The organism is Citrobacter sp. Igbk 16, assembly GCF_028069755.1.
Lineage (GTDB): Bacteria > Pseudomonadota > Gammaproteobacteria > Enterobacterales > Enterobacteriaceae > Citrobacter.
The window spans coordinates 48,342-71,706 of the sequence record NZ_JANEWJ010000009.1; the positions used below are offsets into that span (position 1 = coordinate 48,342).

General features: G+C 53.2%; 19 protein-coding genes. 6 read left to right on the forward strand and 13 right to left on the reverse strand.

Features of this window, described 5'->3' with window-relative positions; genetic code table 11:
* The first annotated feature begins 251 nt into the window (after window positions 1–251).
* A complete protein-coding gene (gene fdhF, locus NNO03_RS08390; protein WP_271440961.1) occupies window positions 252–2,399 on the forward strand; it encodes a formate dehydrogenase subunit alpha in 2,148 nt (715 codons plus the stop codon).
* A gap of 91 nt (window positions 2,400–2,490) precedes the next feature.
* On the forward strand, window positions 2,491–3,174 hold the full coding sequence (gene yjcO / locus NNO03_RS08395; protein WP_271449284.1) for a Sel1 family TPR-like repeat protein YjcO: 684 nt from the start codon (window positions 2,491–2,493) through the stop codon (window positions 3,172–3,174).
* 103 nt (window positions 3,175–3,277) lie between these two features.
* On the opposite strand, the gene gltP is transcribed toward yjcO, so the two are convergent.
* The 7 genes from gltP to nrfA form a co-directional block, all read right to left on the reverse strand.
* On the reverse strand, window positions 3,278–4,588 hold the full coding sequence (gene gltP / locus NNO03_RS08400; RefSeq protein WP_271449285.1) for a glutamate/aspartate:proton symporter GltP: 1,311 nt from the start codon (window positions 4,586–4,588) through the stop codon (window positions 3,278–3,280).
* 345 nt (window positions 4,589–4,933) lie between these two features.
* On the reverse strand, window positions 4,934–5,554 hold the full coding sequence (gene nrfG / locus NNO03_RS08405; protein WP_271449286.1) for a heme lyase NrfEFG subunit NrfG: 621 nt from the start codon (window positions 5,552–5,554) through the stop codon (window positions 4,934–4,936).
* Window positions 5,551–7,764 (reverse strand): heme lyase NrfEFG subunit NrfF, encoded by a 2,214-nt coding sequence (gene nrfF / locus NNO03_RS08410; protein WP_271449309.1) that lies wholly within the window; start codon window positions 7,762–7,764, stop codon window positions 5,551–5,553. The genes nrfG and nrfF overlap by 4 nt, the downstream gene beginning before the upstream one ends.
* 8 nt (window positions 7,765–7,772) lie before the next feature.
* Entirely contained in the window at window positions 7,773–8,729 is a 957-nt protein-coding gene (gene nrfD / locus NNO03_RS08415; RefSeq protein WP_202037162.1) for a cytochrome c nitrite reductase subunit NrfD, read from the reverse strand.
* A complete protein-coding gene (nrfC, locus tag NNO03_RS08420; protein WP_202037163.1) occupies window positions 8,726–9,397 on the reverse strand; it encodes a cytochrome c nitrite reductase Fe-S protein in 672 nt (223 codons plus the stop codon). Before nrfC ends, nrfD begins: the two co-directional genes overlap by 4 nt.
* Complete coding sequence (nrfB, locus tag NNO03_RS08425; RefSeq protein ID WP_137381164.1) at window positions 9,394–9,960, reverse strand: cytochrome c nitrite reductase pentaheme subunit; 567 nt, start codon at window positions 9,958–9,960, stop codon at window positions 9,394–9,396. Before nrfB ends, nrfC begins: the two co-directional genes overlap by 4 nt.
* 44 nt (window positions 9,961–10,004) lie before the next feature.
* Window positions 10,005–11,441: an ammonia-forming nitrite reductase cytochrome c552 subunit gene (gene nrfA / locus NNO03_RS08430; RefSeq protein ID WP_137381165.1), complete on the reverse strand. Its 1,437-nt coding sequence runs from the start codon at window positions 11,439–11,441 to the stop codon at window positions 10,005–10,007.
* Between the two features lie 432 nt (window positions 11,442–11,873).
* Here nrfA and acs point away from each other — a divergent pair, with 432 nt between their 5' ends.
* The 3 genes from acs to actP all read left to right on the forward strand — a co-directional run bounded on the left by acs (window position 11,874) and on the right by actP (window position 16,035).
* On the forward strand, window positions 11,874–13,832 hold the full coding sequence (acs, locus tag NNO03_RS08435; RefSeq protein ID WP_271449287.1) for an acetate--CoA ligase: 1,959 nt from the start codon (window positions 11,874–11,876) through the stop codon (window positions 13,830–13,832).
* Between the two features lie 242 nt (window positions 13,833–14,074).
* Window positions 14,075–14,389, forward strand: coding sequence for a DUF485 domain-containing protein (locus tag NNO03_RS08440; protein WP_003031750.1), 315 nt, complete (start codon window positions 14,075–14,077; stop codon window positions 14,387–14,389).
* On the forward strand, window positions 14,386–16,035 hold the full coding sequence (gene actP, locus NNO03_RS08445) for a cation/acetate symporter ActP (protein WP_271449288.1): 1,650 nt from the start codon (window positions 14,386–14,388) through the stop codon (window positions 16,033–16,035). The genes NNO03_RS08440 and actP overlap by 4 nt, the downstream gene beginning before the upstream one ends.
* Window positions 16,036–16,080: 45 nt before the next feature.
* On the opposite strand, the gene NNO03_RS08450 is transcribed toward actP, so the two are convergent.
* The gene (locus NNO03_RS08450; RefSeq protein WP_137381170.1) at window positions 16,081–16,770 is read right to left on the reverse strand and encodes an LrgB family protein; all 690 of its coding nucleotides are present in this window, start codon (window positions 16,768–16,770) and stop codon (window positions 16,081–16,083) included.
* Window positions 16,763–17,173 (reverse strand): CidA/LrgA family protein, encoded by a 411-nt coding sequence (locus NNO03_RS08455; RefSeq protein WP_271440966.1) that lies wholly within the window; start codon window positions 17,171–17,173, stop codon window positions 16,763–16,765. The genes NNO03_RS08450 and NNO03_RS08455 overlap by 8 nt, the downstream gene beginning before the upstream one ends.
* Before the next feature lie 101 nt (window positions 17,174–17,274).
* On the opposite strand from NNO03_RS08455, the gene NNO03_RS08460 reads away from it, so the two are divergent.
* A complete protein-coding gene (locus NNO03_RS08460; protein ID WP_271440967.1) occupies window positions 17,275–18,165 on the forward strand; it encodes a LysR family transcriptional regulator in 891 nt (296 codons plus the stop codon).
* A gap of 77 nt (window positions 18,166–18,242) precedes the next feature.
* On the opposite strand, the gene NNO03_RS08465 is transcribed toward NNO03_RS08460, so the two are convergent.
* The 4 genes from NNO03_RS08465 to soxR all read right to left on the reverse strand — a co-directional run bounded on the left by NNO03_RS08465 (window position 18,243) and on the right by soxR (window position 23,350).
* Window positions 18,243–18,734: a transposase gene (locus NNO03_RS08465; RefSeq protein WP_271449289.1), complete on the reverse strand. Its 492-nt coding sequence runs from the start codon at window positions 18,732–18,734 to the stop codon at window positions 18,243–18,245.
* 404 nt (window positions 18,735–19,138) lie between these two features.
* Entirely contained in the window at window positions 19,139–20,785 is a 1,647-nt protein-coding gene (locus tag NNO03_RS08470; protein WP_040229801.1) for a Na+/H+ antiporter, read from the reverse strand.
* A 157-nt stretch (window positions 20,786–20,942) separates the two neighbouring features.
* Window positions 20,943–22,292 (reverse strand): guanine/hypoxanthine transporter GhxP, encoded by a 1,350-nt coding sequence (gene ghxP, locus NNO03_RS08475; protein ID WP_137381172.1) that lies wholly within the window; start codon window positions 22,290–22,292, stop codon window positions 20,943–20,945.
* A gap of 599 nt (window positions 22,293–22,891) precedes the next feature.
* Window positions 22,892–23,350 carry a redox-sensitive transcriptional activator SoxR gene (gene soxR / locus NNO03_RS08480; protein ID WP_003826630.1) on the reverse strand — a complete coding sequence of 153 codons (459 nt, stop codon included), beginning with the start codon at window positions 23,348–23,350 and terminating at the stop codon, window positions 22,892–22,894.
* Window positions 23,351–23,365: the final 15 nt, after the last annotated feature.

Below are 23,365 nucleotides of genomic sequence, written 5' to 3' on the forward strand. Positions count from 1 at the left end.
ATTGATTCTGCACAGAGTGACAGCGATAAGGCACAAGGACATGTGGGAAACATAACCTCGGTCACACTGCCGGGGCGTCACGTATTGAAGATTCGTCACGTCAAATATGACGACAGCCTGTTTTTCGTCAGGGTTTTGCGCAAAATTCGCCCGTATTATCGGCGAATGCCCCTGATAAAAACATGGCATAAAAGATGCATAACGAAAGCGACAAGCGCGTATGCGCGATTTGATTAACTGGAGCGAGACCGATGAAAAAAGTCGTCACGGTTTGCCCATATTGCGCATCAGGTTGCAAAATCAACCTGGTGGTCGATAACGGCAAAATCGTCCGGGCTGAAGCGGCGCAGGGGAAAACCAACCAGGGTACCCTGTGTCTGAAGGGCTACTATGGCTGGGATTTTATTAATGATACCCAGATCCTGACCCCTCGTCTGAAGACCCCAATGATCCGTCGCCAGCGTGGCGGCAAACTGGAATCCGTTTCCTGGGATGAAGCGCTTAATTACGTCGCCGATCGCCTGAGCGCCATCAAAGCGAAGTATGGCCCGGACGCCATTCAGACGACCGGTTCATCTCGCGGTACGGGTAACGAAACCAACTATGTAATGCAAAAATTCGCGCGCGCCGTTATTGGTACCAATAACGTTGACTGCTGCGCTCGCGTCTGACACGGCCCTTCGGTTGCAGGTCTGCACCAATCGGTCGGTAACGGCGCAATGAGTAATGCTATCAATGAAATTGATAACACAGATTTAGTGTTCATCTTCGGGTACAACCCGGCGGATTCCCACCCTATTGTGGCGAATCACGTGATCAACGCTAAACGCAACGGGGCGAAAATTATCGTCTGCGATCCGCGCAAAATTGAAACTGCGCGTATTGCCGACATGCACATCGCGTTGAGAAACGGCTCGAACATCGCGCTGCTTAACGCTATGGGTCATGTCATCATCGAAGAAAAACTGTACGACCAGGCGTTCGTCGCCTCGCGTACGGAAGGATTCGAAGAGTACAGCAAGATTGTCGAAGGCTACACGCCGGAGTCTGTCGAAGATATTACTGGCGTTAGCGCTCAGGATATCCGTCAGGCTGCACGTATGTATGCTTCGGCGAAAAGCGCGGCCATCCTGTGGGGCATGGGTGTTACCCAGTTCTATCAGGGCGTGGAAACCGTGCGTTCACTGACCAGCCTCGCCATGCTGACCGGTAACCTCGGTAAGCCAAGCGTCGGTGTTAACCCGGTTCGTGGCCAGAACAACGTTCAGGGCGCATGTGACATGGGTGCGCTGCCGGATACCTATCCGGGCTATCAGTATGTGAAAGATCCGGCTAACCGCGAGAAGTTCGCTAAAGCCTGGGGCGTGGAAAGTCTGCCTGCTCATACCGGCTATCGCATCAGCGAACTGCCGCATCGTGCAGCGCATGGCGAAGTACGCGCGGCGTACATTATGGGTGAAGATCCATTACAGACCGATGCTGAACTCTCCGCAGTGCGCAAAGGCTTTGAAGATCTGGAACTGGTCATTGTGCAGGATATCTTCATGACCAAAACCGCTGCTGCCGCAGACGTTATTTTACCGTCTACGTCATGGGGCGAACATGAAGGCGTATTCTCCGCGGCTGACCGTGGCTTCCAGCGCTTCTTTAAAGCCGTTGAGCCGAAGTGGGATCTGAAAACGGACTGGCAGATTATCAGTGAAATCGCCACCCGTATGGGTTACCCGATGCACTACAACAACACCCAGGAAATCTGGGACGAGTTGCGTCATCTGTGCCCGGATTTCTACGGTGCCACTTACGAGAAAATGGGCGAACTGGGTTATATCCAGTGGCCTTGCCGCGACACCTCAGACGCCGATCAGGGTACGTCTTACCTCTTCAAAGAGAAGTTTGACACCCCGAACGGCCTGGCGCAGTTCTTCACTTGTGACTGGGTAGCGCCAATCGACAAACTCACCCCAGAGTACCCAATGGTACTGTCAACGGTGCGTGAAGTCGGCCACTACTCTTGCCGTTCTATGACCGGTAACTGTGCGGCACTGGCTGCGTTGGCTGATGAGCCGGGCTATGCCCAGATCAACACTGCTGACGCTGAACGCCTGGGCATTCAGGATGAAGAGCTAGTGTGGGTTAACTCGCGTAAAGGCCGGGTTATCACCCGCGCTGCAGTAAGCGATCGTCCAAACAAAGGCGCGATTTACATGACCTATCAATGGTGGATTGGTGCATGTAATGAACTGGTAACCGAGAACTTAAGCCCGATTACCAAAACGCCGGAGTACAAATACTGTGCCGTTAATGTTGAACGCATTGCCGATCAGCGTGCTGCCGAACAGTATGTGATTGATGAGTACACCAAGCTGAAAGCCAGCCTGCGCGAAAGCGCGATGGGTTAAGCTTCCCCTGACGGCCTCCATTCGGAGGCCGTTTTTTTATGCCAATAATCTCTCTATACTGTCCATTCCCTACTCTAAATCTAAATATAAGATGAAACGACTTTTCGCCTTGATGTTGCTAATAACAGGCTTTGTTCATGCCGAAGAGCCTGGCAGTCAGTTTCTGAAGGCAGCCGAATCTGGAGACCGACGCGCACAATACTTTCTCGCCGATACCTGGTTTAGTTCAGGCGATTTGAGCAAAGCCGAATACTGGGCGCAAAAAGCAGCCGACAGCGGTGATGCGGATGCCTGGGCCTTACTGGCGCAAATTAAGATAACCAACCCGGTCAGTCTGGATTATCCACAAGCCAAAACGCTGGCCGAAAAAGCGACCCAGGCAGGTAGTAAGGCGGGGGAAATTACGCTGGCGCGCATTCTGGTGAACACGCAGGCCGGGCACACAGATTACCCCAAAGCCATTACCTTGCTGCAAAATGCCTCCGAGGACCTGGAAAACGACTCCGCTGTCGATGCGCAAATGCTGCTCGGACTGATCTACGCCAATGGCGTGGGTATTCCTGCCGACGATGAGAAGGCAACATGGTATTTCAAGCGCAGCTCGGCCATTTCTCGCACCGGGTATTCCGAATACTGGGCCGGGATGATGTTCTTAAACGGCGAGCAGGGTTTTATTGAAAAGAATAAACAGAAGGCGCTGCACTGGCTGAATCTGAGCTGTACAGAAGGATTCGATACCGGCTGCGAAGAGTTTGATAAGTTAACCAACGGGTAATGGTTTGCATTGCCGGATGAACGTAGTCGTTGTAGGCCTGATAGCGTAGCGCCATCAGGCAACCCGGAGCAGGTTGCCGGATGGCGGCGTTGCCTTATCCGGCCTACAAAGCGGCCTTATCAAATTTACCCAGCACGTCGCGCTCATAAGCCAGCGCTTTCTTACGGTCAAATTTGTGTTCCCACTTGGCGATAACCAGTACCGCCAGCGCGTTACCCACCACGTTCAGCGCAGTACGCGCCATATCGAGAATACGGTCAACACCGGCGATAAATGCCAGACCTTCCAACGGGATCCCCACACTGCCCAGCGTCGCCAACAGCACCACAAACGATACGCCCGGCACACCTGCAATCCCTTTCGAGGTTACCATCAGCGTCAGTACCAGCACGATTTCCTGCCACAGCGACAGGTCAATACCGTACAGCTGGGCAATAAAGATAGCGGCGATACTCTGGTACAACGTCGAACCATCCAGGTTGAATGAATAGCCGGTCGGCACCACGAAACTGGTGATTGATGCCGGTGCACCGTAGGCTTCCATTTTCTCAATAATACGCGGCAGTACGCTCTCAGAACTGGCGGTTGAATACGCCAGAATCAGCTCATCCTTCAGGATACGGATTAAGATCCAGATACTCAGACCACAGACACGCGCCACGATACCCAGCACCACCAGTGCAAAGAACAGGATGGCAAAATGCACCAACAGCACCAGCTTCGCCAGCGGCCACAAGGAGGCAAAGCCAAAGTTTGCGACCGTGACGGCGATCAGCGCAAAGACACCGACCGGCGCATAACGCATGACCATGTGGGTCACTTTAAACATGGTTTCGGAGATAGAGCGGAACACGGTAACCAGCGGTTCACGGTGCGTGGCAGGCAGAGAAGACAGACCTAAACCGAACAGCACCGAGAAGAAGATAATCGGCAGCATGTCACCTTTCGCCATCGACGCAACGATGTTGGTCGGCACCAGTGACAAAATTGTACCCATCAGGCCATGTGCATGACTCTGCACTTCTGCCGTTGTGCTTTGATATTTCGAAATATCCACAGTCGCCAGCTGCGACATATCAACGCCGGTACCTGGCTGGAATACGTTCGCCAGCGTAATACCGAGGATAATCGCCACGGTGGTGATCACTTCGAAATAGATAATGGTTTTGGCGCCAATACGGCCCAGCTGTTTTGCATCCCCCACCCCGGCGATACCCACAATCAGCGTGGAAATCACAATGGGCACGACGATCATTTTAATCAGGTGGATAAAGATATCACCCGCCGGTTGCAGCAGGTTTAACACCAGCCATTCGCGGCTGTCACTATGGTAGTGCAGGTAACTCCCCAGCAAAATGCCCAGCACCATGGCGATGAGGATCTGCCATGCCAGGCTGACTTTCAAATTTTTCATAACAACGGACTTCCTCGATGGAGCGCTATTCCGCATATAAAAATGCGAGAACAGTACATACTGAAAGGGTATGATTTGTGTTGCGTTCGTTTATAGAGTTTTTTAACGCTTATTATCATTATCATTTGCACGCTATCTCGCGCAAGCCTTTCAGAACAGGGGGTTTAGCTGAAATTATGCATAAAAACGCGAGTTTATATCGGTAATCATGAATAACTTTTTGTTATAAAAGAATTTTTATTTGATAAAAAATGAAGAAGTTCTTCCGTGAGTTTTTTTTACCCACTTGTTCGACTGCCTGTTTTTTAAACAGGCAAAATGATACAAATCACAAAAAAAACAAATTTATTTTTGCCGATTCTGCAACAATTTCGCCATATTAATGGAGTCGATCAACTGCGCACGATTCACCCTAGGCGAGTTTAAATCCATTACTTTTTGCCACATTGAAATCGCCTGTGCGTAATCAGCCTGCATAAACGCATCAGAAGCCAACAGCATCAGCGCGGTGACTTCATTGCCGTCCAGCGCCAGGGATTTATCTATCATTTCGCGCGTTTGCGGTGTCATATGCTGTCCGGCCTGGTAATACAATACCGTCGCCAACGCCGAATAGATTTCGGCGTTTTCACCCCGAAAACGCAGCGCCTGCTCATAGGCCAGCAGTGCATTGTGATACGCATTTTGCCAAAGATAATATTCCCCCAGTTGCGCCCATAACACACCGTCCTGTGGCGTGGCACGAATCTGCGACTGCAAAGAAAGCAGCTGTTTTTCCTGAATATTTTCATCAGAGAACGCGTGCAATGGGTCGGCCAGTCGTGCTTGCTCCTGACGGACAGCCTGCCATTTTGGCGTTAACAGATAGCCTCCGATGCAGGCAATAACCATCATCACAACCGCGGTAACCAGCCGTTTTACCGGCATCGGACGAAACGGTGCCACGGCGCGTTCGGAGTGACTCATTGCTCGTCCTCCTCAGTACGCTGGCGCGATCTCACCCGCCAAATCACCACGCCCATCAGCAGCAATAACACGCACGGTAGCGCCCATAGCAGCAGTGTTTGCTCATTCAGAGGGGGGTTATAACGAACGAAATCACCGTAACGCGCGGTCATCCAGGCAGTGATCTCTGCTTCGTTTTTGCCCTCTTCAACCATGCTGTAAACCTGATGACGCATACTGACCGCCACTGGCGCATTGGATTCCAGTAAGTTTTGGTTTTGGCACTGCGGACACCGCAGTTGGCTGGCAATAAACAGCGCCTTTTCCTGCTGTTGCGGGTTTGCAAAGCGCCAGGTGTCCACAACCTGAGCATGCGTGATGAAAGGTAGAAAAATCAGCAAGAGCATAAGTAACATCGTTTTGCCGGATGGCGGCGTGAACGCCTTATCCGGCCTACCAGGCTTTTCACTCGTAGGCCTGATAAGCGCAGCGCCATCAGGCAATAACTCAGGGCATTTCCTTCCCCGCCAGCCGCTCAGCAGCGCACCAAATACCATCAGCAGTCCTCCCCCCCAAATCCAGCGCACGCCGCTTTGCACGTATAAGCGCATGGCATAACGATCCTGCCCTGTTTTTTCGCCCATTACCGCATACCAGTCATGCAGCAAATTCCAGCGGATACCCGGCTCCATCATTTGCTGGCGACGCGCGGCATAGAAGCGCCGTTCGGGTTGAAGACTGCCGATACGTTTCTCATCCTGCCACAGCGTAATCAGCGCTTTTTCACTGGTGTAATTTCCTTTTGCTTCCAGGTCGAGGCGCTCAAAACGGAAGAGATAACCTGCCAGCTCAACCTGCTGGCCCGGACTCAGATTCAGGCTAATCTCCTGGCGACTGCCGCTGGAAAAGACGATCCCCGCCGCGAAAACCAGTACCCCACTGTGCGCTAACAGGGCCGGAAGCTGGCTTCGCAGCGATCCTTTCCAGCTTCTGATGGTTGCGATAACGATGACCGCCAGCATCAATAACCCAAACGGCAACGTGGCGCGGTTAAAATACGGCGCCCCAACCGAGAGTCGCCCCCAGCCAAACAGACCGTAAATCATGGGATAGAGCGTGCCGATCAGCACAATCAGTAGCACCGCACAAAAAAGCAGTAACGCGACCAGAATTAACATCTCGCGCGACCAACCGCCGAAACGCGCAGTTTGGCGACCATCCTGTGCCCGCCAGGCGTACAGCCCGAGCGACGCCAGGCTTAAGACGGAAAATAGTGCAAACAGCGGCGCAGCGCGGACATTATCCAGCGCGAAAGCATGAACAGACACCAGGATGCCGGAACGCACAATCAACGTCCCCAGCAGCGATAAAATCAGTGTGACGATGGCCAGCAGCAGCGACCAGTGACGGAAGAGCCCGCGCTGGCGTGAGACATACAAACTATGCAGCAATGCGCTGGCAGAAAGCCAGGGTAATAAAGAGGCGTTTTCCACCGGGTCCCAGAACCACCAGCCGCCCCAACCCAGCTCGCAGTACGCCCACCAGGAGCCGAGGATGATGCCCAGCGTCAACGCACACCAGCCGGGTAAAGCCCAGCGCCAGCAGACCCATGCAGTTTCTGCGCTAAAGCCGCCACGCAGCAGCGAAGCCAGCGCAACCCCAGCCGCAACCATCAATCCACCGTAACCCAGATAGAGCAGCGGAGGGTGGAGGATGAGCCCAAGATGCTGCAACATCGGATTAAGATCGCGTCCTTCAATGGCTGGTGGGAAGATACGCACGAACGGATCGGACCACACCACGACAAACAACAGCAGTAAGGCCAACATCATTGACAGGACGCTGAGCGTCAGCGGGAACAGCGCATCAGATTCACGTCGATAGCGTAAAGCGAACAGCGCACTCCAGCCGGAAAGAAACAACACCCACAGCAGCAGAGATCCTTCATGACCGCCCCACACCGCCGCCAGTTTTAGTCCCCACGGCAGCAGGCTATAGCTATGCTGAGCAACATAGACAACCGAGAAGTCGCTGGTCATAAAACAGAAGACCAGAATGGCAAAAGCGATCAGCTGTAGCGTAAATTGCGTCCACGTCCCCACGCAGGCCAGCTGCATCACACCCTGCCAGCGCCGGCGGAGCCCCACCAGCGCGACAAGCGGGGTCAACACGTTGACCCCGAAACTTAACAACAGAGCCAGAAAACCGGCTTCAGGAAGGAAGACGTCCAGATATCACCTTACGCAACGGTTAGCTGTCCTGCATACAAAATAAAGAAACGCAGCAGTAAAACACCAGTCAGGCTGGCACCACATACCGCCAGTACGCCATGAAACGTTGAGCTACGATTCGCCCACGGTTTCAACAGCATCGGGAGGATCAGTCCAAGCCCTGCCACACCCAGCCAGAACCACCAGGTCCAGAACCCACCGCCCAAGGCAGCAGCCAGCGCGCGCATTTTGCCGTCATCACCCAGCGCCAGCCCGACAAAGAAAGCCGCCAGCAGGAAGATTTCCAGCCACACCACCGGCGTTTCCATACGGTGGACAAAGTGCGCTTCAGTGCTGTGTGGGTTACTACGATGGCGTAATGCCATGGCGATTAACGCCACTGCAGCACCGGAGGAGATCCCAGAAAACAGGAACAGTACCGGCAGGATCGGGTTATTCAGGAACGGGTAGGATTTCAACGCTGACAGCAAGAACCCGGTGTACGCCCCGAGCAGTACCGCCAGCACCAGCATCACCGTTTCAAGCATCCGGTGGAACGGTGCGATCAACGCCAGCAGTTTCGGCACAATGCTCAGGCGTGGAATGAAGCGCTGTTGTAAGGCAATCACCTCTTTTTCAAAGATTTTTGCCAACCACAGCACCAACACCACCATGTACAACTGAAACAGCATGACCCCCATCGACATCACTGACGTGAAGCTGTAGTGGAACATCAGCTTCCAGAAAGTCCATGGACGCGTCAGGTGGAATACCAGGATCAGCAGACCAAGAATAATGGCTCCCGGTCCCAGTACCAGCGTGGTGCGCAGCAACGTGCTGTCAGCACCGCCCGCTTCCGGGTGCAGCCGTCGTAACAATACCGACAGTGTCACCAGCCCGGCAGATATGCCTATCAGAAACAGATAGATGGCAATGGGCCAGTCCCACACCAGTGATTCAAAATGAAATGCAGAAGCGGGTGTCATTGGCTCACCTCCCCATATTTAAAGGGAACGCGGTAGACCTTCGGTTTCGTGCCCAGCGCCAGCTTGTAACGGTAGGTATTTTTCTGGTGCAACAACCGCGAGATTTCGCTGTTGGGGTCGTCCAGATTACCAAACGTCAGCGCTTTCGTCGGACATGACTCCACGCAGGCGGGCTGCTTGCCCGCTTTCAGGTTGGTTTTGCGGCAAAAATCGCATTTATCCGCCGTCTTGCTGACCGGATGAATAAAGCGCACGCGATAAGGACAGGCGGCGATGCAATACTGGCAACCGACGCACAGATCCGGGTTCACATCCACAATGCCGCTGGCGGCATCGCGGTACGATGCCCCCGTCGGGCAGACGTCAACGCAGGGTGCGTGATCGCAGTGCTGGCACGAATGGCGGAAGAAACGATACTTCACATCGGGAAACGTCCCCAGCGGTTCACTGCGAATGATCGTCAGACGCGAGACGCCTTCCGGTACGCTGTTAACTTCCCGACAGGCATCCATGCACGCGGTACAGCCGATGCATAATGACTCATCATGTACCATGCCGTAACGCACGCCATTAATGTTTAACGTCTTCGCTACGACGCGTCCCGCCGTCCCGCTAACAGCCACCAGCGCGCCGACGCCGGTGATAAACTGGCGACGAGAGCAACTCATGGATGCTCCTTAAGCAAGGGAATAGACGCCGGGTTAAAGTTTGGATTGTTACGCTGATCGCTGTGGCAATCGACGCAAATCTTGATCCGTCCTTTATCGCTTAGCGTCTGCATCGTGTCTTGCTTCGGATGCAGTGAGTGACAGCTGGCGCACGCTACTTTCGTCACGTGAACATCGTGCGGCCAGAACGCTTTTTGCAACTGCTCAGGCAGGTGACAGGACATACAGACGCTGTTCTGCTGCTCCACGTTGTACATCGGCTCGTTAAAGCGCATCACATCCTTCACCCCTTCACGGTGGTTTGGAGATGGCTGGCCGTGACAGTTGGTGCAGGTAACCGGCAGTTTATTATTTGGGTTGATGACTTCTGCATGTTTACCATGCATGCCTTCGGTATCCGGCTTGTGACAATCGAGGCACGCCGCATCCGGATTACGCTGTTGGGTGACCGTCCAGCGTTGATCTGACTCCTGCGGGGTTGGCGTGGCGGTTATCCCGCTCAGGCTCCAGAACAGACCTGACGCCAGCACCCCAGCAGTTAATAACGAACGTAATACGCTCATATTCACTCCGTTGAGTTATCCGCCCCTTGCGAGGCGGAATGGGGTTATTGGCTTAACAGACCGTTTTTACGCGCCTGATCTTCCCATTGCGGAATCACCGTTTTGATGAAGTCCTGCTTCTCAGCGTTGATTTGCTGCATGTTCAGACCAATCGCCTGCTGGGCTTTCTCTTTGGTAGAGATATCCGGCAGTGGGATTTCATGCGTGATGCCTTTGGTCGCCAGCAGACGGACCAGTTTGGTACGTGCATCAGCGGCTTTATCCATCGCGCTACCCAGCATCCGCAGACCTTCTTCCGGCGCGTGCATATGGATACCGTGAGAAGCAATCGACAGATCCCAGCGCCATTGTGCGTGGCGAATGTCTTCCAGAATCGGCTTCATTTCCGCTTCCGTCGCACCCGCATCCCACGCAGCCTTCGCTTCGAAGTGCGCATGTACCAGTTGATCTTCAACTTTGATTTTCAGGTCATGAATCGCTTGCTTACGCTCAGCAACCACTTTTTGCAGGGACGCTTTGTCCTGGGTGTGGCAGTTGGCGCAAGTCTGTGGGAAGTTGTCGAACGGGTTACCAATTTTATGGTCGGTGTAGATCTTGCCTTCTGCGTTCTGCACTTTCGGCATGTGACAATCGATACAGGTCACGTTGTTCTTACCGTGAATGCCCGCACTCCAGGTTTCATACTCCGGGTGCTGCGCTTTCAGCATTGGGGTTTTAGACAGAGAGTTGGTCCAGTCAGAGAAAGCTATGTTGTCGTAGTATTTCTCCATGTTCTCGACTTTCATGCCGTCATCCCATGGGAACTTAACGGCTTTGTTCTTACCGTCGAAGTAGTACTCCACGTGGCACTGACCGCAGACCATGGATTGCTGATCGAAGCGGCTGGCTTTTTCAAACGGTTTGCCAATGGTTTCCATCGCTCGCTCGGCATAAGGACGCGACAGCGTCAGTTCCGGTTTCCCTTTCGCGAAATCTGCTGATGCCGTGTTATGGCAGTCAGCACAGCCGAGGTTGTTAACAATTTCCGGGCCGCCACGCGCCCATTTACCGTGGAAGTACCCATCTTCACCGTCTTTCTGGATCAGACGTGCCACATCCGGGCTTTTACAGCTCCAGCAGGCCATCGGCAACGGACCATCTTCAGCCGTTTTTGGCGCACCGGTACGTAACGTTTCACGCACATCGGTAACCGCATACGCGTGTCCACGCGGTTTGTTGTAATCGCGGGAGAAAGGATATCCCGCCCACAGGATCACCAGGCGAGGGTCTTCTGCCAGCGCATCTTCACGGGCTGACTGTTCAGACGTGGCTTTCCAGGAGAGGTATTGATCAGGATGCTGAGGGGCGAAGGTTTCATTCTTCGCTTCAACGGTGACGGTCTTTGCGGGTACAGAGGTTTGCTCAGCGTGAACGGCAGTAATAAATAAAAACGGTAATATCAGGCTGAAGAAACGGCGTACGCGTGATTTTGTCCTTGCCATAGGGGTCTCATCCAGATGTCGCCATTATCTGCAATGGCGGTTCTTTTATTGTTTTCCATAACAGCAACCACACAATACTGTCATGACATTGCTCCACCCTATTTGTAACAAGAAACCCCACAAGAAATGTTGTTTTTAATCAATTGTAAGTGTATGTAAAATACCACTTTAGAGTTATTCACCCCCTCTAACCCCTTACTCTTTTGTCTATACCCGACACAGATCACCTTTTCAAAACCCTCTATATAACCGCATGTTATCGCGATGTTTAATCAATTTTTGCTAGTTCTCTTCAAAATTCAGTTTGCCGCTAATTTGCACAATTCGGTTATTGCGTGATCTGTCGCCCAAATACTAAACAAAACTTGCAAAGCCCCTACATTTAACGTTTGTGCGACATATTATTAACATCCTACAAGGAGAACAAAAGCCATGAGCCAAATACACAAACACGCTATTCCCGCAAATATTGCGGACCGTTGCCTGATAAACCCGGAGCAGTACGAAGCGAAATACCAACAGTCCATTACCGATCCCGACACATTTTGGGGCGAGCAGGGAAAAATTCTTGATTGGATCAAGCCGTACAACCAGGTAAAGAACACCTCTTTTGCCCCTGGTAACGTATCCATTAAATGGTACGAAGACGGCACGCTGAATCTGGCAGCGAACTGCCTTGATCGCCACCTACAGGAAAACGGCGATCGCACCGCCATTATCTGGGAGGGCGATGATGCTACCCAGAGTAAAAATATTACCTATCGCGAACTGCATCGCGATGTCTGCCGTTTTGCTAATACCCTTCTGGATTTGGGGATTAAAAAAGGCGATGTCGTGGCTATTTATATGCCAATGGTCCCGGAAGCCGCGGTTGCCATGCTGGCCTGCGCCCGTATTGGCGCGGTACATTCGGTCATCTTTGGCGGTTTCTCTCCAGAAGCCGTTGCCGGACGTATTATCGATTCCAATTCACGTCTGGTGATCACCGCCGATGAAGGCGTACGTGCCGGGCGCGGTATCCCGCTGAAAAAGAACGTTGATGATGCGCTGAAAAACCCGAATGTGAAGACGGTTGAGCATGTCATTGTCCTCAAACGTACCGGCGGAAAAACGGACTGGAAGGAAGGCCGCGATCTGTGGTGGTCCGATCTTATCGAGAAAGCCAGCCCTGAACATCAGCCGGCAGAGATGAACGCGGAAGATCCGCTGTTTATCCTGTATACCTCTGGTTCAACCGGTAAGCCAAAAGGCGTGCTGCACACCACGGGTGGATATCTGGTTTACGCGGCAACGACCTTTAAGTATGTGTTTGATTACCATCAGGACGATATCTACTGGTGTACCGCTGATGTGGGTTGGGTTACCGGCCACAGCTACCTGCTGTACGGCCCACTGGCCTGCGGTGCCACCACGCTGATGTTTGAAGGCGTACCTAACTGGCCGACCCCGGCGCGTATGTCACAGGTCGTGGACAAGCACCAGGTCACCATCCTCTATACTGCACCAACGGCTATCCGCGCCCTGATGGCTGAAGGTGATAAGGCGATAGAAGGCACTAACCGTTCATCACTGCGCATTTTAGGTTCCGTTGGCGAGCCGATTAACCCGGAAGCATGGGAGTGGTACTGGAAGAAGATCGGTAACGAAAAATGCCCTGTCGTCGATACCTGGTGGCAGACCGAAACCGGGGGGTTCATGATCACCCCACTGCCGGGTGCAACCGAGCTGAAAGCCGGCTCGGCAACGCGTCCATTCTTTGGCGTACAACCGGCCATCGTTGATAACGAGGGCAATCCGCAGGAAGGGGCGACCGAAGGCAACCTGGTGATCACCGACTCCTGGCCGGGTCAGGCGAGAACACTGTTTGGCGATCACGAACGCTTTGAGCAAACCTACTTCTCTACCTTCAAGAATATGTACTTCAGCGGCGACGGCGCACGCCGTGATGAAGATGGTTATTACTGGATAACCGGACGCGTGGATGACGTGCTGAACGTCTCGGGTCACCGCCTGGGTACAGCAGAAATCGAGTCGGCGCTGGTGTCGCATCCAAAGATTGCCGAGGCCGCCGTGGTCGGCATTCCACATAGTATTAAAGGCCAGGCCATTTACGCCTACGTCACGCTGAATCACGGCGAAGAGCCGTCACCTGAGTTGTACGCCGAGGTTCGCAACTGGGTACGAAAAGAAATTGGCCCGCTGGCAACGCCAGACGTGCTGCACTGGACCGACTCACTGCCGAAAACCCGCTCCGGCAAAATCATGCGCCGCATTCTGCGTAAAATTGCGGCGGGCGATACCAGCAATCTGGGCGATACCTCGACCCTCGCCGATCCTGGCGTGGTAGAGAAACTGCTCGAAGAGAAGCAGGCCATCGCGATGCCATCATAACAAAGTCCTGAAAATGCCGGATGGCGACGCGAAAGCGTCTTATCCGGCCTACAAATCTGACCCTACCCTCTCTTCACCGGGGGGGAAATATAAAAAACCTCCCCCAAAGGATTTCGTGTTACAGGAAGGCGGCAAGCGAGCACATCCCCAGGAGCATAGTTCACTATGTGACTGGGGTGGGCGAGTGCGGCCAACGAACCTGTAGCGCGAAAGACGCAGGGGGACCTCTGGAGAGCTCTGTGATGAATGACCAAATTTATCAGCGGATAGAAGACAGTGCGCGTTTCAGGGAGTTAGTTGAAAAACGGCAACGGTTTGCCACTATTCTGTCCATCATCATGCTGGCAGTTTATATCAGCTTTATTTTACTGATTGCTTTTGCACCTGGCTGGCTGGGCACCCCACTGCATGCGGGAACCAGCGTTACCCGAGGTATCCCTATTGGCGTCGGCGTGATCCTTATTTCCTTTATCCTGACCGGGATCTACATCTGGCGGGCAAACGGTGAATTCGACCGTCTTAACAACGCGGTTCTGCACGAGGTTAAAGCATCATGAAGAGAGTCCTGACGGCGCTTGCCGCCACGCTGCCCTTCGCCGCAAACGCGGCGGATGCTATTAGCGGTGCAGTCCAACGCCAGCCAACCAACTGGCAGGCGATTATCATGTTCCTGATTTTCGTCATCTTTACGCTCTGTATTACCTACTGGGCGTCTAAACGTGTGCGTTCGCGTAATGACTATTACACCGCAGGTGGCAACATTACCGGCTTCCAGAACGGGTTAGCAATTGCAGGCGACTATATGTCGGCGGCCTCGTTCCTCGGGATTTCCGCACTGGTCTTTACCTCAGGATATGACGGGCTGATTTACTCGCTCGGCTTCCTCGTCGGCTGGCCGATCATTCTGTTCCTGATTGCTGAACGCCTGCGTAACCTCGGTCGCTACACCTTTGCCGACGTGGCCTCTTATCGCCTGAAGCAAGGTCCCATCCGTATTCTGTCAGCATGTGGATCGCTGGTGGTGGTCGCGCTGTATCTGATCGCGCAGATGGTTGGCGCAGGCAAGCTGATTGAACTGCTGTTTGGTCTGAACTATCACATTGCCGTGGTGCTGGTTGGCGTACTGATGATGATGTACGTGCTGTTCGGCGGCATGTTGGCGACCACCTGGGTGCAAATCATCAAAGCGGTACTGCTGCTGTTCGGTGCCAGCTTTATGGCTTTCATGGTCATGAAACATGTCGGCTTCAGCTTCAACAATCTGTTCACTGAAGCAATGGCGGTACACCCGAAAGGCTCCGCAATCATGAGTCCAGGCGGGTTGGTTAAAGATCCGATATCCGCGCTGTCGTTAGGCCTCGGTCTGATGTTCGGTACGGCAGGCTTGCCGCATATTCTGATGCGCTTCTTCACGGTCAGCGATGCCCGCGAAGCACGTAAGAGTGTGTTCTATGCGACCGGTTTTATGGGGTATTTCTACATCCTGACCTTTATCATCGGCTTTGGTGCCATCATGCTGGTCGGTGCAAATCCGGCGTATAAAGATGCTGCAGGCGCGCTGATCGGTGGTAACAACATGGCGGCAGTGCATCTGGCTAACGCGGTGGGCGGTAACCTGTTCCTCGGCTTTATCTCCGCCGTAGCATTTGCCACTATCCTAGCGGTGGTTGCAGGTCTGACGCTCGCGGGCGCATCGGCGGTGTCGCACGATCTGTACGCTAACGTGTTCCGCAAAGGCGCGACCGAACGTGAAGAACTGCGCGTCTCGAAAATTACCGTACTGGTATTGGGTGTCATTGCCATCGTGCTCGGCGTGCTGTTCGAAAATCAGAACATCGCTTTCATGGTAGGTCTGGCATTTGCCATCGCCGCAAGCTGTAACTTCCCCATCATTCTGCTTTCCATGTACTGGTCAAGACTGACCACGCGTGGTGCCATGATGGGCGGCTGGTTAGGTCTGCTGACTGCCGTTGTGCTGATGGTGCTTGGTCCAACAATTTGGGTACAAATCCTCGGTCACGAAAAAGCCATTTTCCCGTATGAATATCCGGCGCTGTTCTCGATAAGCGTTGCATTCCTCGGGATCTGGTTCTTCTCTGCCACGGATAACTCAGAAGAAGGTAACCGTGAGCGTGAGCAGTTCCGTGCGCAGTTCATCCGTTCCCAAACCGGGTACGGTGTGGAGCAAGGTCGCGCGCATTAATCTCACTTATCCTCCGGCTTTCGGGCCGGAGGATATCACCGAATCTCAGAACATCACCCTCGCAACCAGCGGGGCAACCAGAACCATCACCACACCGGACAGCATCATCACCAGACTTGCCACTACGCCTTCCTGCTGACCGAGCTCATAAGAGCGAGCCGTACCTGCACCGTGCGATGCTGCGCCAAACCCTGCCCCTTTGGCCATACCTTCGCGGATAGAGAGTCGTAAAAACAACACATCGCCGACCGCCATACCGAATACACCGGTCACGACCACAAACAACGCCACCAGATCTGGCTGCCCACCCAAGGGTTCTGCCGCTGCCAGCGCAAAAGGCGTAGTGACGGAACGTACCGCCAGGCTACGTTGGATCTCATCAGGCAGCATAAACAGACGCGCCAGCCACACGGAACTGGTGACAGCCACCAGCGTTGCCGTGATCACCCCCGCCGTCAACGACATCCAGTGACGCTTAATCACCGCGAGGTTATCGTAAACCGGAACAGCGAAGGCAATGGTCGCGGGACCTAATAGCCACAGCAGCCAGTGTGATTCACCAATATAGTTTTGCCAGGAGATATGTCCGAAGACCAGCATCAGCACCAGTAACGCTGGCGTGAGAACCAGCGGCATCAGCGGCAATTTGCGAAAACGGCGATACAGACGCTTGTTGGCAAAATAGATACCCAGCGTAATCACCAGACACAGCACGCTTAGCTGGAAGTTACTCACGGTTTAACCTGCTCATTTCATAGCGGTACACTTTATCCACAACCCACGCGGTTGCGCCGAGAACCATCAGCGTGCTTATCGCAATGACAGCAAAAATACGCCAGCCATCGACCAACAGCAGCTGCGTATAGTTGACGACGGCAACTACCGCTGGAACAAAAAATAGTAGCATTTCAGCCAGTAACCAGCGGGCGCCGGCGCGTATCCAACTCAGCGGAATGATCCGACAGACAATCAGCGCCAACATCAGCACCATCCCAACCAGATTGGCGGGAAGCGGTAAATGCAGCCAGGAGACAAGATATTGAGCAAATACAAATAAACCTGCGTACAACAGCACCTGGACAGGTATCTGAAGTCGGTGAATGACAGCAGGCGTCACGCGGCTTATCGCCACAGCCATGAGGGTATGTCCTTAAAAAATAGAGAGCGCCAGTATAGAGAGCACCCGTCCAGGACTGAAATGAATTAAACTCATTGCAGGCATAGTCTTAAGGAATAATCATGGATATCAGAACACTGCGATATTTTGTTGAGGTGGTGCGTCAGCAGAGCTTTACCCGCGCAGCGGAGAAGCTTTTTGTCACCCAACCCACCATCAGCAAAATGTTGAAGAACCTTGAAGACGAGCTGAACTGCACGCTGTTAATCCGCGACGGACGACGGCTGTTGCTGACCGATACCGGACAGGTTGTTTTTGAGCGCGGTCTGGCGATTTTGGCCGAGTTTCGCCAGCTTGAAGCCGAACTTAGCGACATTAACCACCTGAACAAAGGGCTATTACGCCTTGGTATCCCGCCAATGGTCGGTATGTTGATGGCTGGTCCCATCAGCCTGTTTCGCCAGCGTTATCCCGGAGTTGAACTTAAAGTATCAGAGTTTGGCGGCTTAACCGTCCAGCAGGCAGTAATGAACGGTGATTTGGATGTCGCAATGACGGCACTTCCGGTCGAAGAAGAGAGTGGACTGGCAACCTTGCCGCTTTTCAGTCATCCGCTCTGCGTGCTGGTCCCGCGCTCGGGCCAGTGGACAACCTGCGAATCCATTTCCCCCGAGGCGCTGGCGGAACACCCACTGCTTATCTACAACGAAGATTTCGCCCTGAGCCGTCAGTTACTGGAACTGTTTAACCAGCACGATGTAAAACCCCGCATCGCGGTACGTAGCGGGCAGTGGGATTTTCTGGCGGCCATGGTGCAAGCCGGGGTCGGTATCGCCATTTTACCGGAGCCAATTTGCCAACGGCTGGACAAACAGACGCTGCGTTGGATTCCGCTGGAGAGCGATTTACGCTGGCAACTCGGCATGATTTGGCGCGAAGGTGTGTATCTCTCGCACAGCGCTCAGGCGTGGCTGACATGCTGCGAAGGGTTTTGGCTAACGCAAGAATCGTAAGTGCCGGATGCGGCGTAAACGCCTTATCCGGCCTACATCGGTATGCCGATTTTGTAGGCCTGATAAGCACAGCGCCATCAGGCTCGTTCACCTGTACGGAGGTCCATCATATTCCCCGCCCAGTTTTCCGGATACAACCCCGATTTAACATCACGATGAAACGTTGAAAAAGGCCATGACTTCACCTGCTGCACCCAACCGTGTTTCACAGGATTGAGATAAATGTAATCCACATGCTGACAATAATCGCGCGCATCACGAATGGTATGTTCCCAAAAGCGGGGCTGCCAGATATGCCTGGCGGATAACGATCGGGTGAAATGCTTTTTAATTTCCCGCCAACGAGAGGAAAAATCAGCGTCGCTATCAGGTAACGTCCATATGCAATGCATATGCTCAGGTAAAACCACCCACGCATTGATTTGAAAAGGCATAACCTTCTTTACCGCCGAAATAGCGCAGCGAAGCTGGTTAATGTTGGATGTCAAAAGATGGCTTCTACGGTCCTGTAAATTCACCGTAAAAAACCATGTTCCACCGCTGATGTAATGGCGCCGATAGTTAGACATGTTTCCCCCTTTTCTCAACCGTATGGAGAAAAGAGGGAATCGACAAGAGAGATGGATTCGTTCAGGAAAGCCGCTCGCAAATTACACGATGAATAATTTTTTGCAGACCTGAAGGCTGTGCACCATCAGGTACATTCTTCGCCGGATGCGGCTAACGCCTTATCCGGCCTACATCGCTATTGCCGGTCTTGTAGGCCTGATAAGCGTAGCGCATCAGGCACACCTTTCGCCGGATGCGGCTTAACGCCTTATCCGGCCTATATCGCTATTGCCGGTTTTGTAGGCCTGATAAGCGTAGCGCATCAGGCACACCTTTCGCCGGGTGCGGCTAACGCCTTATCCGGCCTACATCGCTATTGCCGGTTTTGTAGGCCTGATCAGCGTAGCGCATCAGGCACTACCGTTTATTGATTCTCAATCAACAACGCTTCCAGCAAATCCAGGTCGTGCAGCAGTTTTTGCAGCGTTTCATTGCTGATTTCGCGCGTGGCGCGCAGGTGATACAGTTCTGCTCGTTCCGAACGCAATGCCGCCAGGCGGAAACGTCGCTCGAGGTTCTCTTCCTGTAATGAGCTTTCCACATCGTTACGTCCATCGACGCGACGACGCAGGTTACCGATTACACGAGAGCTCACTTCGGTCAGCAGTTGATTATCAATATTCTCTTCGCTGTCCGCCGCCAGACGCTCTTCCATTTTCTGGATAGCAACAATCGCGACTTCCGCCGTCGCAGCGCGGGCTATCCGTTCTTCTTTCAGTTGCTGTGAGTGATCTGCCACTTCCAGGTGTTGCAGCAGAATCGGTAGCATCACCACACCGACAAACAGCGAGAACAGGATCACGCCCGCGGCAAGGAATACTAACTCGTAGCGCGCCGGAAAGCCGCTACCATCCGGCAACAGCAGCGGGATGGAGAGCACACCGGCAAGCGTAATCGCCCCGCGAACACCCGCAAAGGAGGCGATCAGGATTTCACGCGTTGTCCAGGAACCAAACTCCATGGGCTTTTTCTTCAGGAAACGCAGACTGAATTTTTTCATCGTCCACAGCCAGCCAAAACGCACCAGCATCAGCGCCACGTAAATCAGCACGATATCGGTAAACAGCATCCAGGTTTCAACGTTCGGATCGGCTTCTGCCGCCACCAGCGAAGACTCCAGAATCCCCGGTAATTGCAGCCCTAACAGCAGGAAGACCATGCCGTTAAAGACGAACTCCAGCATTGCCCAGGTGCTGTTAGCACGTAAACGCATCGCCAATGGCGCACGACGCATTACACCTGAACGGGTTATCGTCATCCCGGCTGCGACCGCCGCGAGAATCCCGGAAACACCGATGTGTTCGGCAATCAGATAAGAAGCAAACGGCAGCAGGAACAGCAGAACGATTTGCGTTGCTGGCTCATCACCACCCCAGCGGCTAAGAAAGCGCAGAGAGCGTCCATACAACCAGCTGACGACAAAACCCGCCAGGATGCCGCCAATCGCTACCTTGAAGAACTCAACCGTCGCTCCGCCGACGGTAAACACCATCGTCCCCATTGCCACGGCCACAGCAAATTTCAGCGATACCAGGCCAGACGCATCGTTCATCAACGCTTCGCCCTGCAGGATCCCCATGATTTTCTTCGGTATACGCCCCTCGCCTACAATGCCAGAAAGGGCAACGGCATCGGTTGGCGACAGCACTGCGGCCAGCGCAAAAGCGGGGATCAGCGGAATCCCCGGGACCAGCCAATAAATCATAAAACCAATGCCGACCACCGTAACCAGTACGAGCGCCAGTGCCAGACCGAAGATCTCTCGTCCATGCTCCAGAAACTCCCGCGTCGGCGTCTTCCAGCCATCGGCAAACAGCAACGGCGGAATGAACAGAACCAAAAACAGTTCAGGGTCAAATTCCACATGCAAACCAAACGTCGGCCACGCCAGCAACGCGCCAATGGCGATCTGCATAAGGGGTAAAGGGAGTTGGAAGGGTAATACGCGAGTAAATACCCCCGACAACGAGACCACAAGGGTCATGATGAGTATGGTAAAAAAGATTTCCATGCGTTCCCTGTTTGCGATGTTTCTTATGATTAGTGATGAGAGGCGTCGTGCCTCAATTCTATCTACTCGAGAGTAACGCAAAAGACAACGAGTGTGTTCTGAAAATAAAAACGGGCGGCAAAAGCCACCCGTTTTCAGGATCAAGAGCGTATCGGGATTAAATAGCCCAACCGCCCGCATAGAATGCTACCAGCGCCACGGCAATGACCACCGTTCCGATATTCAGTTTGCGCCATTCGCCGGAAACAATACGGCCAATAACCAGAGTGGCAAAACCGATCATAATACCGGTAACGATATTACAGGTCAGCACGATAAAGACGGCGGTAATCAGTCCCGCCATCGCATCGACGAAGTCGGTAAAGTCGATTTTCGCCACGTTGCTCAGCATCAGCAGACCAACATACATCAGGGCCGGCGCCGTTGCGTAAGCAGGAACAAGGTAAGAGAGCGGAGAAAGGAACAGGATCAGCAGGAACAGAACACCTACGGTGATCGCCGTCAGACCGGTTTTACCACCTGCTGCGGTACCCGCTGCAGATTCAATGTAAACCGCCGCCGGAGCTGCCCCTACCAGACCAGAGAACACGCTGCTCAGGGAGTCTGTCGTTAACGCTTTGCCACCATCGATAATCTGACCGTCTTTATCCAGCAGATTCGCCTGACCCGCAACCGCGCGGATGGTTCCGGTCGCATCAAAGACCGCAGTCATAACCAGCGCCAGCACGCTCGGCAGGACGACAGGGTTCAGCGCCCCCATAATGTCCAGGCTGCCAATCAGAGAGTTACCTTCAGCATCACTCAAAGAAGGCATGGCGAAAATACCGGAAAAATGCACCGCGGGATCGAAAATCAGGCCAACAACGGAAATACCAATAATGGTCAACAGTATGCCACCCGGTACTTTCAGTTTTTCGAGGCCAATAATCACCGCCAGACCAATCAGCGACATAATTACCGGGAAGGTGTCGAAGTCACCCAGCGCAACCGGCAGGCCGTCCAGCGGGTTCTTAATGACCAGACCAACACCGTTTGCCGCAATCAGCAGCAGGAACAGGCCGATACCAATACCTGTACCATGCGCAACGCCCTGTGGCAGATTGCGCAGGATCCAGCTACGGATACCTGTCGCGGAAATGATGGTAAACAAAACACCCATCAGGAATACCGCGCCCAGCGCAACAGGTACGCTAATATGCTGCCCCAGCACCAGGCTGAACGCGGTAAACGCCGTCAACGAAATGGCACAACCAATCGCCAGCGGCAGGTTTGCCCACAACCCCATCACAATAGAGCCGACACCGGCGACCAGGCAGGTTGCCACAAATACAGCGGCAGGCGGGAAACCGGCTTTACCCAGCATTCCTGGAACCACGATAACAGAGTAGACCATTGCCAGAAACGTCGTTAATCCGGCAACGACTTCCTGTCGAACAGTACTGCCACGGTGCGAAATTTTAAACCAGGCGTCGAGTGAACCGCCGGTACGCGCTGAAGGCGTAGACATAGAAAACATCCCCTGAGAGTTTATTTTTCGTCATTATGCGTGCTGGACAATCCACTGCCTGCTTAACGTTTTCTCCCTGTGCCAGGTTTGCGTCAGTAGGGGTGTCGCAAAAAAGCAAACGTTTAGCTCCGCGCATAAAAAACGGGTGGTAAAAAAAAGCAAACGATTATCTAGCGATCATGTGCCGGTTTTCAACTGAACTTTGCCGCTTTTTACTCATTTCTTCTTATAACGCACAAGAAATAGCCAGTCGATGCGCAAACGTTATCGTCAATGCGCAATCTGGCAACAAATTTCGCGCAGTTATTACAACCTCGACAGTTACCTTTCACGTTCACTCGCGCAAAAAAATGGATGAAGATGCGGAAAATTTTTCGGCTAAAAAATCACCAATTGACTGGTAAATAGACGGGGGTGGCATACACTTACCTTATCAACACAAGCCGGAACCTCCCCTAATGTGCTCGACTGAGGGGTGTTGATGTCGGGGGAAACCCTCCCGTGAACCAGCGGGATAGAGTGAAAGACAAAGACCGGAACCAAACTAAAGCGCCCTCTGTGGCGCTTTAGTTTTATACCCGTCACATATTTCAAACCCATCAATCATCTTCCAGCAGGCGCGCCCCGGTTCCCTGCTCGCCAAGCTGGTCGCCTGGGTTACGCAACGGGCAATCGCTGCGCGATAAACAACCGCAACCAATACAACCATCCAGCTCATCACGTAATGCCACCAGAGTATGAATACGTCGGTCCAGTTCTTCACGCCATTGCGACGAGAGCTGCTTCCACTCTTTGGCACTGAGTGAATGCCCTTCAGGTAATACCCCTAACGCATCGCCAATCGTTGCCAGTGGGATCCCGATGCGTTGAGCAATCTTGATAATCGCAACATAACGCAACACATCACGTTTGTATCGACGCTGATTGCCACTGTTGCGCATACTGCTGATTAACCCTTTGCTTTCATAGAAGTGCAAAGTTGATACCGCTACACCGCTACGTTTTGCGACTTCACCTGGCGTGAGCAGCGCTTTTATCCGGGGTAATTTCTTTTCCATAAATCGCTTTACCTC